Annotated in this window: 13 protein-coding genes; 8 read left to right on the forward strand and 5 right to left on the reverse strand. The window is 74.7% G+C overall.

Going from position 1 to position 12,016, the window contains the following annotated elements; genetic code table 11:
- The first annotated feature begins 160 nt into the window (after positions 1-160).
- Genes ACF089_RS04595 through ACF089_RS04605 form a run of 3 tightly spaced genes read left to right on the forward strand, consistent with a single transcriptional unit; the run spans position 161 to position 3,526 of the window.
- The gene (locus ACF089_RS04595; RefSeq protein WP_392021777.1) at positions 161-541 is read left to right on the forward strand and encodes a hypothetical protein; all 381 of its coding nucleotides are present in this window, start codon (positions 161-163) and stop codon (positions 539-541) included.
- A 28-nt stretch (positions 542-569) separates the two neighbouring features.
- Positions 570-2,303, forward strand: coding sequence for a cation acetate symporter (locus ACF089_RS04600; RefSeq protein ID WP_392021780.1), 1,734 nt, complete (start codon positions 570-572; stop codon positions 2,301-2,303).
- Positions 2,300-3,526 (forward strand): histidine kinase, encoded by a 1,227-nt coding sequence (locus tag ACF089_RS04605; RefSeq protein ID WP_392021782.1) that lies wholly within the window; start codon positions 2,300-2,302, stop codon positions 3,524-3,526. Before ACF089_RS04600 ends, ACF089_RS04605 begins: the two co-directional genes overlap by 4 nt.
- 56 nt (positions 3,527-3,582) lie before the next feature.
- Here ACF089_RS04605 and ACF089_RS04610 read toward each other — a convergent pair whose 3' ends face one another.
- Both ACF089_RS04610 and ACF089_RS04615 read right to left on the reverse strand, forming a co-directional pair.
- Positions 3,583-4,095 (reverse strand): hypothetical protein, encoded by a 513-nt coding sequence (locus ACF089_RS04610; RefSeq protein ID WP_392021784.1) that lies wholly within the window; start codon positions 4,093-4,095, stop codon positions 3,583-3,585.
- 268 nt (positions 4,096-4,363) lie between these two features.
- On the reverse strand, positions 4,364-4,927 hold the full coding sequence (locus ACF089_RS04615) for a sigma-70 family RNA polymerase sigma factor (RefSeq protein ID WP_392021786.1): 564 nt from the start codon (positions 4,925-4,927) through the stop codon (positions 4,364-4,366).
- A 310-nt stretch (positions 4,928-5,237) separates the two neighbouring features.
- Here ACF089_RS04615 and ACF089_RS04620 point away from each other — a divergent pair, with 310 nt between their 5' ends.
- Entirely contained in the window at positions 5,238-6,443 is a 1,206-nt protein-coding gene (locus tag ACF089_RS04620) for a CapA family protein (protein ID WP_392021789.1), read from the forward strand.
- Positions 6,444-6,553: 110 nt separating this feature from the next.
- Here ACF089_RS04620 and ACF089_RS04625 read toward each other — a convergent pair whose 3' ends face one another.
- Entirely contained in the window at positions 6,554-7,015 is a 462-nt protein-coding gene (locus ACF089_RS04625; protein ID WP_392021791.1) for a universal stress protein, read from the reverse strand.
- 213 nt (positions 7,016-7,228) lie between these two features.
- On the opposite strand from ACF089_RS04625, the gene ACF089_RS04630 reads away from it, so the two are divergent.
- Positions 7,229-8,116, forward strand: a complete 888-nt coding sequence (locus ACF089_RS04630; protein ID WP_392021794.1) for a polysaccharide deacetylase family protein — start codon at positions 7,229-7,231, stop codon at positions 8,114-8,116.
- A 181-nt stretch (positions 8,117-8,297) separates the two neighbouring features.
- Here ACF089_RS04630 and ACF089_RS04635 read toward each other — a convergent pair whose 3' ends face one another.
- Positions 8,298-8,951 (reverse strand): class F sortase, encoded by a 654-nt coding sequence (locus ACF089_RS04635; protein WP_392021797.1) that lies wholly within the window; start codon positions 8,949-8,951, stop codon positions 8,298-8,300.
- Positions 8,952-9,273: 322 nt separating this feature from the next.
- Between ACF089_RS04635 and ACF089_RS04640 the strand changes: the two genes are divergently transcribed.
- Positions 9,274-9,924: a hypothetical protein gene (locus tag ACF089_RS04640; protein WP_392021800.1), complete on the forward strand. Its 651-nt coding sequence runs from the start codon at positions 9,274-9,276 to the stop codon at positions 9,922-9,924.
- Positions 9,925-10,038: 114 nt separating this feature from the next.
- Here ACF089_RS04640 and ACF089_RS04645 read toward each other — a convergent pair whose 3' ends face one another.
- Complete coding sequence (locus ACF089_RS04645; protein ID WP_392021802.1) at positions 10,039-10,176, reverse strand: hypothetical protein; 138 nt, start codon at positions 10,174-10,176, stop codon at positions 10,039-10,041.
- A 10-nt stretch (positions 10,177-10,186) separates the two neighbouring features.
- Here ACF089_RS04645 and ACF089_RS04650 point away from each other — a divergent pair, with 10 nt between their 5' ends.
- On the forward strand, positions 10,187-10,522 hold the full coding sequence (locus ACF089_RS04650; RefSeq protein ID WP_392021805.1) for a hypothetical protein: 336 nt from the start codon (positions 10,187-10,189) through the stop codon (positions 10,520-10,522).
- Positions 10,523-10,960: 438 nt separating this feature from the next.
- Entirely contained in the window at positions 10,961-11,947 is a 987-nt protein-coding gene (locus ACF089_RS04655) for an SCO0930 family lipoprotein (RefSeq protein WP_392021808.1), read from the forward strand.
- Positions 11,948-12,016 lie beyond the last annotated feature (69 nt).

Below are 12,016 nucleotides of genomic sequence, written 5' to 3' on the forward strand. Positions count from 1 at the left end.
CCGGCTCCGCCCGCCGCAGGCGACCCGTCATCGGGCGCGACCCGGCGGCCCGCACCTCGCCGGCCCCCGGCCGGCCCCCCTGCGTAGACTCCACCCTCCCGGACTGGTTCCCCGGAGAGATTCACCTGAAGTCACCGACGAACGCTGGAGCGGACGGACGATGTCGGCAGAGCAGACCCCCCGCCGCGAGGTGGTCACCGGTGTGCCCCGGGGCGCCCGCCGGGCCCCGGGGCACGCGCACGCGCGGTCCGAGATCACGGAGCAGACCACGCTGGGAACCACCTATGTACGCTCCCTGATGCGCAGTCAGCTGCGCACCGCGCTCGCCGCGCTCGCCTGTCTCGCCCTCTTCGTCGGCACGCTGCCCCTCCTCTTCGCGCTCCCCGCCGCCTTCGACCGGGGTTCCCCCGCGCCCGCGGCCGTCGTCTGGGCCGCGCTCGGCGTGGCCGTGCACCCCCTGATGTGGCTGACCGCCCGCTGGTACGTCCGCCGCGCCGAGCGCAACGAGCGGGACTTCCTCAGGCTCGTCGAAGGGCGCTGACCGTGGACCGCGCACCCGGTGACCGCCGGTGAATCAGACGTACGCGGTCGCCGCGGTCGCCGCCGTGGTGCTCGCCACCCTCCTCATCGGCGGCCTCGGCCTGCGGATATCCCGTACCACCTCCGACTTCTACGTGGCCTCCCGCACCGTCGGGCCCGGTCTCAACGCCGCCGCCATCAGCGGCGAGTACCTCTCCGCCGCCTCCTTCCTCGGCATCGCCGGGCTGGTCCTCCTCCAGGGCCCGGACATGCTCTGGTACCCCGTCGGCTACACGGCCGGCTTCCTCGTCCTGCTGGTCCTGGTCGCCGCCCCGCTGCGCCGCTCGGGGGCGTACACCCTCTCCGACTTCGCCGAGGCCCGGCTCGAATCAGCCGTCGCCCGACGCGTCGCCAGCCTTCTCGTCGTCGGGATCGGCTGGCTCTATCTGCTGCCCCAGCTCCAGGGCGCGGGGCTGACCCTGGAGATCCTCACCGGCGCGCCCGGCTGGGTCGGCGGAGTGATCGTCGCCGTGGTCGTCGCCGGGGCGGTCGGGGCGGGCGGCATGCGCAGCATCACCTTCGTCCAGGCGTTCCAGTACTGGCTCAAGCTCACCGCGCTCCTGGTCCCCGCCCTCTTCCTGGTCGCCGCCTGGACCGGGGACGACGCGCCGCGCGCCCGCTTCGACGCGCCCGCCGTCCTGCGCGAGCACACCGAGGTGCGGATCGAGGACACCGTACGGATCGAACTGGACCAGCCGCTCACGCTCACCGTCTCCGGATCCGTCGACGGCCGGGAGCACCGCGGGCGCACCCTCACCCTCGCCGAGGGCGGCCACCGCGTCGGCGCGGGAACCACCCTCGGCCTGCCCGAGGGCGCCCGGATGCCCACCCGCGTCACCTCCGGATCCGATCCGGCGAGCTGGTCCCGGTCCCCCTCGGACGCCCGCGACGGCCAGGGCCTGTACGCCGCCTACGGGCTGATCCTCGCCACCTTCCTCGGCACGATGGGACTCCCGCACGTCGCCGTCCGCTTCTACACCAGCCCCGACGGACGGGCCGCCCGCCGGACCATCCTCGTGGTCCTCGGCCTGGTCGGCGCGTTCTATCTGCTGCCGCCGGTCTATGGGGCGCTGGGCCGGATCTACGCCCCCGAACTCGCCCTCACCGGCGCCGCCGACGCCGCCGTCCTGGTCCTCCCGGAGCGGATCGTCGGCGGCGCGGCGGGCGAACTGCTGGGCGCGCTGCTGGCCGGCGGGGCCTTCGCGGCCTTCCTGTCCACCGCCTCCGGTCTGACGATGTCGGTCGCCGCGGTCATCTCGCAGGACGTGCTGCCCTCCCGGGGCGTACGCCACTTCCGGCTGGCGACCGTGCTGGCCATGGCGGTGCCGCTCGCCGTCGGCGTCGTCGCCGCCCAGGTGCCCGTCGCCGACGCGGTGGGCCTCGCGTTCGCCGTGTCCGCCTCCTCCTTCTGCCCGCTGCTGGTGCTCGGCATCTGGTGGCGGCGGCTCACCCCGCCCGGGGCCGTGACCGGACTGCTCGTCGGCGGCGGATCGGCGCTCACCGCCGTGATGGCGACCCGGGCCGGACTCGCCCCGAGCGGCTGGCCCCACACCCTGCTGGCCTGGCCCGCCGTCTGGTCGGTGCCGCTGGCCTTCCTCACCATGGTGGCGGTCTCGCTGGCCACCTCGGGCCGGATACCGCCCGGCACCACCGCGATCCTCGCCCGGCTCCATCTCCCGGAGGACCTCACCGGCCGCCCCCGGCCCGAAGGAGCGCGCCGATGACCGCCACCGGGATCGCGGCGCTGACGGCGGCCGCGGCGGTCCTGCTCGCCGTGGGATTCGTCCTCGGCCGGCTGCCCGCCCGGCGCGGCCGGGGCGCCGACCTCGATCTGGGCACCCCCGTCGAACACGCCACCTTCCACACCCTGCACACCGCGTCGCTCGCCGCGCCCCCGCTGCGGGCCGGGCTCACCGAGGACACCGCCCGCAAGGCCGCCCGGCGGCTGCGCCCCCTGCTCGGCACCGAGGCGCTCTGTCTGACCGACCGGGAGTCCGTCCTCGCCTGGGACGGTCCCGGCCGCGACCATCATGAACGCCGGGTGATGGACCGGGTCGCGCAGATGCTCGACTCCGGGCGCAGCCAGAGCGTCCAGACCGCCTGCGAGGACCCCGAATGCCCGCTGCGCTGGGCCGTCATCGCCCCGCTCACCGGCGAGGAGGGGGTGCTCGGCGCGCTCGTCGCCCATGGCTCGCGCGAGTCGGCGGTGCTGGTGCGCGCGGCCACCGAGGTCGCCCGCTGGGTCTCCGTACAGCTGGAGCTGGCCGAACTCGACCGGTCCAGGACCCGGCTGATCGAGGCGGAGATCCGGGCCCTGCGCGCCCAGATCTCCCCGCACTTCATCTTCAACTCACTGGCCTCCATCGCCTCGTTCGTCCGCACCGATCCCGAACGGGCGCGTGAACTGCTCCTGGAGTTCGCCGACTTCACCCGCTACTCCTTCCGCAGGCACGGCGAGTTCACCACGCTCGCGGACGAACTCCGCTCGATAGAGCAGTATCTGGCGCTGGCCGGGGCCCGCTTCGGCGACCGGCTGAAGCTCACCCTCCGGATCGCCCCGGAGGTGCTCCCCGTCGCGCTGCCGTTCCTCTGCCTCCAGCCGCTGGTCGAGAACGCCGTCAAGCACGGCCTCGAGGACTCCGCGGACGTCTGCCGGATCACCATCGAGGCCCAGGACGCGGGGGCCGAGGCCATGGTGACCATCGAGGACTCCGGCGTGGGCATGGATCCGGCGGTGCTGCGCCGGACGCTCGCGGGGGAGCGGGGCGGTTCGGCGGGGATCGGACTGTCCAATGTGGACGAGCGGCTGCGCCAGGTGTACGGGGACGATCACGGGCTGGTGATCGAGACGGCCGTCGGCGCGGGGACGAAGGTCACGGTGCGGGTGCCCAAGTACCACGCCGGGGTGCACTCCTCGCCGGGCCGCCGGGGCGCGGGGCCCGGCTGAGCCCCGGACCCCGGCCCCGGCGCGCGCCGGGGCCCGGAAGCCGGGTCTCGGAAGAGTCAGAAGAGGTGGATGGCCAGATGGCTCAGCGGCAGCCCCAGCTGCCAGGCCGGGGTCCAGATCTGCTCGTACTCGTCGACGAACGCGTCGGGCGGCACCGCCGGATGCCAGGGCTCCTCGTCCCCGAGGTCGGTGGCGAGCAGCTCGGTGGCGCGCAGCCACCGCCAGGACTCCCGGGCGAGCGCGAGGTCCGGATCGTCGGTGCCGCTTCCCTCGTGCTCCTCCCGGGCGGCCAGCCGCTCGCGCACCCACTCCGACCAGGGGTGACCGTAGGAGGTGAGGGTCAGCCACTCCTCGATCCTGGACATCGCGCGGACCCCGGCGAGTTCGTCGGAGGTGTCGCAGAGAAAGATGGTCAGGGCCAGGGTCTCCCGGCCCGCCCGGTATTCGAGCGAGCCGCCCTCCACGAGAGCGCCGGTGCGGAGCATCTCGTCCGCCACGTATTCGGCGCAGAGCCACGCCATGGGGATCGCCAGCGTGTCGCCGGTGCCGTTCGTACTCTCGGGGTGCACCCGTCCCACCTTCTTCCGTACGCGTGCTGGTGCGGGCCTTCGTCTCCCGGCCCAGAGTCGAGCCTCCACTGAATGACACGGTTCGCGGCGGCTCTTTGCTCAACTTCACCGTGCCGTTTCGCGGCGGCGCGGGCCGTCGCCGTTGCCGGAGGGGGAGGGGAGCACGGGCGGGATGTCCGGGGCGGACGGGACGGAGTCGGCCCCCGCCTCGGCCCCGCCTCCGCCCGGGGACGGGCCGGGACGGGGCCGGGGCGGGGGCCGGCCGCGCTCAGCCGCGGGCGCGCCGGGAGCCGCGCCGGGAGCGGGTGTAGCCCGGCAGACACCGGGCGAGGGCGCGCAGGGCGTAGTGCGAGCGGGACTTGACCGTCCCGGGCGGTATGCCCAGCGCCTCGGCGGCCTCGCTCACGCTCAGGCCCTGGAAGTAGACCCGGATCAGCACCGCCCGGTGTTCGGGGCTGAGCGAGGCGACCGCGGCGCGGACGTCGAGCGCCTCGACGGCCCGCTCGGTGATGTCGTCGGGGTCGGGCGTGGCGGCGAGCAGACCGTCGCCGATCTCGGCGGGGCGGGCCAGCCGGGAGCGGCGGGCGTCGATCGCGAGACGCCGGCCGACCGTGAAGAGCCAGGGGCGCATGGACTCGTAGGGGCCGCGGAACGCCTCGGGGTGCTGCCAGGCGCGGACGAGGGTCTCCTGGAAGAGGTCCTCCGCCCGCTGCTGGTCCCCGTAGGTCAGCCCCTGGAGGAAGCTGAGCAGGGCGGGGCCGTGTTCGCGCTGCACCTCCGCGAGGGCCCGCTCGTCGGTTCTCGCGGGAGCGGTCACGGTCGCCGTCGCCATGGCCCAACACCTTTCGCGCGGAGTTTCGCTGTCGGCCGGCTCACCGGCCTGGGGCGTATCCGAACGCATCGGGGCGCTGAGGGACAGACGGGTCCGCGCGATCCTCGGCGAGCGGTCGCACGGAGCGGCGAGCGGTGCGGTGAGCGGTCGGCCGGATCGCGACGACCGGGGACCGGCCGTTCGGCGGCGGGAGCGGACGGCTGAGGTCCGTTTCAGTGACCGCGACGGCTGGGTCGCTTGACTCCGCCCTGCCCGGACTGTGCAGTCAGATTGTCATATTTGATAAGGATTGCACCGATGGGGAATCGCCATGGCACGGCATACGGGACGACGCCGCCCGGCGGGCGTCCGGCGGGGAGCCGCGCTCCTCGCCGCACTTCTCACGGCCACGGCCTGCGCGGCCCCCGGCCGGGACACGGCCCCCTCCGCGCGGCGCTCCGCCCCGGCCCCAGCCGCCGAGCCCGCCGCCCCGGCCCCCGGATTCACGCTCGTGGCCAGCGGCGATGTGCTCCCGCACGACTCGATCATCCGCCAGGCGCGGATGGACGCTGGCGGCGACGGCTATGACTTCGCGCCCATGCTCGCCGCCGTCCGGCCCGTCGTCTCGGCGGCCGACGCGGCGATCTGCCACATGGAGACCGTGTACGGCGCGGACGGCGACTACCGCGGATACCCCGCCTTCACCTCGCCGCCGGAGGTCGCCGCGGGCCTCGCCGCCACCGGCTACGACGCCTGCTCCACCGCCTCCAACCACTCCCTGGACGACGGGGCCGACGGCATCCGCCGCACCCTGGACGCCCTCGACCGGGCGGGCATCGCCCACCACGGCTCCGCCCGCACCGCCGCCGAGGCCGGCACCCCCGGCTGGCTGAAGGCGGGCGGGGCGAAGGTGGCCCAGCTCGCGTACACCTACGGCACCAACGGCCATCCGCCGCCCGACGGCGAGCCCTGGGCCGTCAGCCCGCTCGACGAGGAGAAGATCCTCGCCGACGCCCGCGCGGCCCGCCGGGCGGGCGCGGACGTGGTCGTCACCAGCCTGCACTGGGGCACGGAGTGGCAGACCGAACCCGACGAACAGCAGCTCTCCCTCGCCGAGACGCTGACCGCCGCCACCACGGCGGGCCGCCCCGACATCGATCTGATCATCGGCACCCACGCCCATGTCCCGCAGGCGTACGAGAAGGTGAACGGCACCTGGGTGGTCTACGGCATGGGCGATCAGATCGCCGGGCCGATGTTCGACTACTACGGCGACTACGACGCCCGCGGCAACCAGGGCTCCATCGGCCGCTTCACCTTCGCCCCGCCCGCCCGGCCCGGCGGGCGCTGGGAGGTGCGCCGGGCCGAGTTCGTCCCCCAGTGGTTCGACACGGACGCCGGACGGCTCGTCAATCTGCCGGCGGCCCTGGAGCGCGAACCGGACCGGGACGACTACCGGGAGGCCCAGGAGTCGATCGCCGCCGCCGTCCTCGGCCGGGGGGCCGCCGCCGACGGCCTCATCATGACGGCCCGCTGAGCCTCCGCCGCACGCGCACGCGCACGCGCACCCGCACGCGCACGCGCACCCGCACGCGCACGCGCACCGCCCCGCACCCGCCCCGCACCGCACCCGCTCCGGGGCCAGGCTCAGGGGACCACCGTCACCGGCCAGCGGCCCGCCTTGACCAGCCGTACCGCCACCGATCCGACGATCCGGTGCCCCGCCGACTCCGACGCGCCCACCACCACCGCGTCCGCCGTGAGCCGGTCCGCCGCCGCGACCAGCCCGCCGTACGGATCGCCGGTGAAGGTGTGGAACTCCCAGCGGACGTCCCAGATGCCGCGCACCCGCTCGGTCGCCTCCCGGATCTCCGCCGCCAGCTCCTCGGCGATCGCCTCCGTCGCGCCCGCGACCGGCGCGCCGAACGCCGCCCCCGCGGGCATCACCGGCTGGATGTACACGATCGCGAGCAGCGCGTTCTGCCGACGGGCCAGCCCGCTCGCGTACGCCACCGCCCGCAGGGAGGAGTCCGAACCGTCCACCCCGGCGACGATGACCTTCGGACCGTCCGTGCCCCGTTCGAACTGATGAGGTCGCTGCTCCGTCACACCACCGAGGCTAGTTCGTCCCGGCGCGCGCCCGCGCGTCCGCCCGCCCGGCCCGCGGAAGGGCCCGGTCCGGCCCCCGGGGCCGGGCGGTCGCCCCGGGCCGGGCCGCCGTACAGGAGTGGGACCTTCGTACGACTGCTCCCATCGGGTGCTTTCGCCCCCCGGCGCGTGTTGATCATCATCCTGGCGCGGACGCCGTGCGAGCAGTTGGGCATGACGAAGGATCAGACACCGCCGGACCGCCGCTCGGTGCTCCGCTTCATCGCGTTCCTCGGCGCAGCCGCCACGGCGGGCCTGCTTCTCCCCGAGGGATCGATTCTCCCGCGCACCGGAACCTCCAAATCCGGCGCTTCCCGGACGGCCGCGCTCACCGCGGGGGCCGGCGGTCCCGGCCCCGCGGGCGGCCCCCCGATGGCCGCCGGACAGGCCGTACGGGCCTCCGCCTACCGGCTGGAGCCCATGACCGCCCATCCGCCCGGACCGCGCAGGGCACTGCCGCCGGTGCGCCGCCGCCCCTTCCACCGGCTGCCCGAGTCCACCGGCCGCACCATGGTCCTGACCTTCGACGACGGGCCCGATCCCCGGTACACGCCCGCGATCTTGCGCACGCTGCGCCGGTACGACGTCCGCGCCATGTTCTTCGTCTGCGGGGAGATGGTCACCGTCCACCGGGATCTGCTGCGGGAGATCGCCGACGACGGGCATGTGATCGGCAACCACTCCTGGTCGCATCCGCTGATCCCCCGGCTCGCGCCCTCCGCCATCCGCGACGAGCTGGGCCGTACGAGCGAGGTGATCGAAGAGGTCTCGGGGCTGCCGCCGCTCTGGTACCGGGCCCCGTTCGGCGCGTGGAACAGGCACTCCTTCGAGATCGGCGCGGAGCTGGGCATGGAGCCGCTGGCCTGGACCGTCGACACGCTGGACTGGACCGAGCCCGGCGCCGGGACCATCGTGAGCCGGGTGCTGGACGGCGCGGGGCCCGGAGTGGTGGTCCTCTCGCACGACGCGGGCGGCGACCGTTCCCAGAGCGTCGCCGCGCTGCGCAACTATCTCCCCAAGCTGCTGGAGGACGGCTACCGGCTCACCGTGCCCCGCCGCTGAGCCCCCGGCGAGCGGCGCTGAATCGTTACGACAGAGGCGGACCCGACAGGGGCGGACCCGGCGGGCGGGGCCTGGAGGGCGGGACCCGGCAGGCGGGCTCCGGTCGGCCGGCCTCGGCGGGCGGGCCTCGGCGGATCGGGTCCCGGCAGGCGGGCTCCCGCTGGTGAGGCCCGCCCGCCGCTCAGCCGCCCTTGACCATCCGGGCGAAGACCACGACGTTCGCCTCGTAGCCGTCGGCCTTCGAGTAGCCGCCGCCGCAGGTGATCACCCGCAGCTCGGCATGGCCGGTGTCCCCGTACACCTGGGCGGCGGGGAAGCCGTCCTTGGCGAAGACCTCCACCCCGTACACCTCGAAGACGGCCTCGGAGCCGTCGAGGCGCGGGACCTCGATCCGGTCGCCCCTGCGGACGGAGCCGAGACCGTAGAAGACGGCGGGGCCCGACCGGTTGTCGACATGGCCCACGATGACGGAGGTGCCGCGCTGACCGGGGGAGATGCCGTTCTGGTACCAGCCGGCGACATTGGGGTCGCGGGGCGGCGGGGCCTCGATCCAGCCCTCGGCGTCCAGTCCCACGTTCATGACCGGGGCGTCCACCCCGAGGGAGGGGATCCGGACCCGCTCGGCGGGGGCGAAGTCCATCGACCTCGGCGGGGTCAGGGGGGCGAAGGTCTCGCCGGCCGTACGGCCGAGGGAAGCGGCCGCGGCCGGCTGGGGCGGGCCGAGCGCGACGTCGACGCCGTTCTTCATCAGCGCGATCCCGGTCAGCATCACCAGGGCCAGCACGCCCCAGGGCGAGCGTCTGCGCGACTCCGAACCGGGGAACTCCTCGCCCATGATTCTCCCTTTTGTCATATTTCTCTGACGCCTAGGGGCACGGTAGGCGAGCGCGGGGGCGGCGGCGAGGAGGAAAGGGCGAACGGGTGGCGTCGGCCACCCGGGGTGACCCATCCGTGTCATCGCCGGGACATCGCCGCTGATGGTCCATGACCTGCGCCTCCGTCAGATCTCCCGGCGTGTCGTCGGCGCGTCGTCTCACTGGGGTGGACCAGCGCCGAAATGCGGGGAATGTCGGGTCCGGTGAGGGTTCGTCATGGAGGGCGTACTCGTCGAATCCCCCGGAGCGCCGCTTCGGTGCGTCTTCCTCTGGAGGTTCACGATGCGTGCTTCACGCGCTCTCGCAGCAGCCGCCGCCGCGTGCGCCGCCGTCGGGCTGTACGCCCCGACGGCTGTCGCGGGCGGCGACGGCGGAGACCGGGACTCGGTCCATGTCTCCGTCAGTCCGCACGCCGTCCATCAGGGCGGCACCCTGACGATCACCGTGCGCGGCTGCGACCGCGGGGGCACGATCGCGTCCAACGCCTTCCCGCGCATCCATCTGCACCGGGGCGAGGGCCGGGGGAACGACCGCGACGGCGGCAACCAGAACAACCAGAACAACCGCGACAACCAGGAGAACCGCGAGGACGGCCGGGGCGGTGGTGCCGACAACGACAGGACCGAGAACCGCGCCGACGACCGGGGCGAGGACCGGGACGGCCGCGGGAACTCCCTGAGCGTCGGCGCGCGGATCCACGACCACGCCTCGCCGGGCCACTACAACCTCGTCGTCCGCTGCCAGAACAGCTCGCAGGTGGAGACCGCGCAGTTCACCGTGCTCTCCGGCCGGGGCGCCCGCGGCGGCCTCGGCGGCTCCCTGGGCCCCAGCTCCGCCGAGACGGCGGTCGGCGTCGGAATGGTGGCCGCCGCGGCCGTCGGCGGCGCCCTCTTCGTCGTCCGCCGCCGCCGCACCGTCGGCGGACGCATCTGACCGTCCGGGCACGCGAGAGCCCCGGAACGGCCGTCGCCCGGGTCCTGACGAGGACCCGGGCGACGGGAGGCGGGGCGAGGCGGTCGGCGAGGGGCGGGTGACGCGGTCCTGGGGTCAGTGCCCGCGGTCCTGCGCCGACCGGCGGCGGATCGCCAGCACGGCCCCGCCCGCCGAGGCCAGCACCAGGGCCGCCCCGATCGCCACGTCCACGGCGTCCGTCTCCCCGACGCTGCCGCCGAGACCTCCGCGCACCCCCTGCGGAGTGGCCGAGGCGCTCGACGACCTCGAAGCCGAAGCCGAAGCCGACGCCGGGGCAGAAGCGGTCGGCGTGGAGGTCGTGGCCGGGGCCGACGTCGTGGCCGGCCGGGGCGGCGTGATCGTCGTCGTGCTGATCGTCGGGGACGAAGTGCCGCCAGCGATGGTGAGATTGAACGAACCCCGCCGGCTTCCGCAGGTGAACTGGACCGAGTGCTCGGTGCCCGGCCGGGCGGCCGAGCTGACCGTGGCGACGGACGAGGTCCCGGACCGGATGGTCACGGCGTCGAAGACGCCGGACGACGCCGTCGCGGTGCTGTCGCAGCCGCTCGCGGACACATAGACCCGCCCGCCCGGCGCGACGATCGAGGGGCTGACGGTGAACAGGGGCGACGTCCTGCCGCCGGCGGGCGGCTCCGCGGCCGCGGCGGGAGCTGTCAGGGCGAGCGCCGCCGCTCCCAGCGCGGCGGCGGACGCGACACATATCGCGCGCATGGTGGGTCCTCCGGATTCCCCGAGGAGCTGCCGCGGAATCTCTTTCCACACAAAGCAGGAAAAACCCCTCGATATCCGGAACGCTAGGAGCGCCGCCGCGCGCCCGCGATCCCTGCCAGGCGAATGGGTCAGCCGCGTAGCCCGTGCGGAGGACGCCGACGGCGCGCCGCGCGCACCGGCCGGAATTTCCCGGCGGCCGTTGAACACGACACCGCTTCCCGTCCGTACCTAGGGCCATCGGCGGCGCGCCTCGCGCGCCGAGACCCGACGGACCACAGGAGTGGACATGAACACCTGGCGCAGCGCCTCGCTCGCGGTGACCGCGGCGGCCGCACTCGTGCTGACGGCCGCGTGCGGTCAGGAGCGGACCGGGGACAGCCCCCGGGAGCGGGCCGAGGGCTCGGGGCGGGACGCGGCGGACGGCTCCTACGGCTCCGGCGGGTCCTACGGCGACGACGCGGAGTCCCGCGCCCGGCAGGCGGCGGCGAAGCCGGCCGGCCGCCTCGCCGTGCGGGAGATCGGCGGACTCGGCCGGGTCGTCACCGACGAAGCGGGCTTCACGCTCTACCGCTTCGACAGGGACAGCGCCTCGCCGCCCGGGTCGACCTGCGACGGGGCCTGCGCCGCCGCCTGGCCCCCCGTGGCCGCGGACGGCGCGTCGGCCGGCCCCGGCGCCGACGGCTCCCTGATCGGCGAGGTCACCCGGAGCGACGGCGGCAAGCAGCTCACCCTCGGCGGCCGGCCGGTCTACCGCTTCGCCGAGGACGCCGAGCCGGGCGACGCCAAGGGCCAGGGCGTCGGCGGCGCCTGGTTCGCCGCCGCCCCCGACGGCACGAAGGCGGCCGCCGCCGAAGGCTCCCGGGCCGGCGGCGCGGGAGACGGACAGGACGCCGAACGGCGGCCCGCGGGGAGCGTCGGGCTCTCCACCCGGAAGGACCCCAGGCTCGGCGAGATCGTCGTCGACCGCAACGGCAGGACCGTCTACCGGTTCACGAAGGACTCCGCCCGGCCGATGAAGACGGCCTGCACCGGTGACTGCCTCAAGAAATGGCCGGTTGTCGCGCCTGTGCGGAAGAACGACACCAAGGGCATCCGGAAGAAGGGCTTCGTCACCTTCGAGCGCCCCGACGGCGTCGAGCAGCAGACCATCGACTGCCGGCCGCTGTACACCTTCGCCGGCGACACCCGCCCCGGCGAGACCAACGGACAGGGCGTCGGCGGCGCCTGGTTCGCGGTCTCCCCGCAGGGAAAGCTGGTCGGAGCCCCCGCGTAGACCCCGAGCGCGACCTCCGGCCCGGGCCGGCCCGCCGCACGTCCCCCATGTGACGGCGGGTCGGTCACC

The organism is Streptomyces sp. NPDC014894 (assembly GCF_043080985.1).
Lineage (GTDB): Bacteria > Actinomycetota > Actinomycetes > Streptomycetales > Streptomycetaceae > Streptomyces.

Bases quoted from the DNA above. Each gene is read 5' to 3' on its own strand.
- ACF089_RS04615 (WP_392021786.1), bottom strand. From the start codon at position 4,927: ATGGCGACGGCGACCGTGACCGCTCCCGCGAGAACCGACGAGCGGGCC.
- ACF089_RS04620 (WP_392021789.1), top strand. From the start codon at position 5,238: ATGGCACGGCATACGGGACGACGCCGCCCGGCGGGCGTCCGGCGGGGA.
- ACF089_RS04605 (WP_392021782.1), top strand. From the start codon at position 2,300: ATGACCGCCACCGGGATCGCGGCGCTGACGGCGGCCGCGGCGGTCCTG.
- ACF089_RS04655 (WP_392021808.1), top strand. From the start codon at position 10,961: ATGAACACCTGGCGCAGCGCCTCGCTCGCGGTGACCGCGGCGGCCGCA.
- ACF089_RS04630 (WP_392021794.1), top strand. From the start codon at position 7,229: ATGACGAAGGATCAGACACCGCCGGACCGCCGCTCGGTGCTCCGCTTC.
- ACF089_RS04640 (WP_392021800.1), top strand. From the start codon at position 9,274: ATGCGTGCTTCACGCGCTCTCGCAGCAGCCGCCGCCGCGTGCGCCGCC.
- ACF089_RS04595 (WP_392021777.1), top strand. From the start codon at position 161: ATGTCGGCAGAGCAGACCCCCCGCCGCGAGGTGGTCACCGGTGTGCCC.
- ACF089_RS04635 (WP_392021797.1), bottom strand. From the start codon at position 8,951: ATGGGCGAGGAGTTCCCCGGTTCGGAGTCGCGCAGACGCTCGCCCTGG.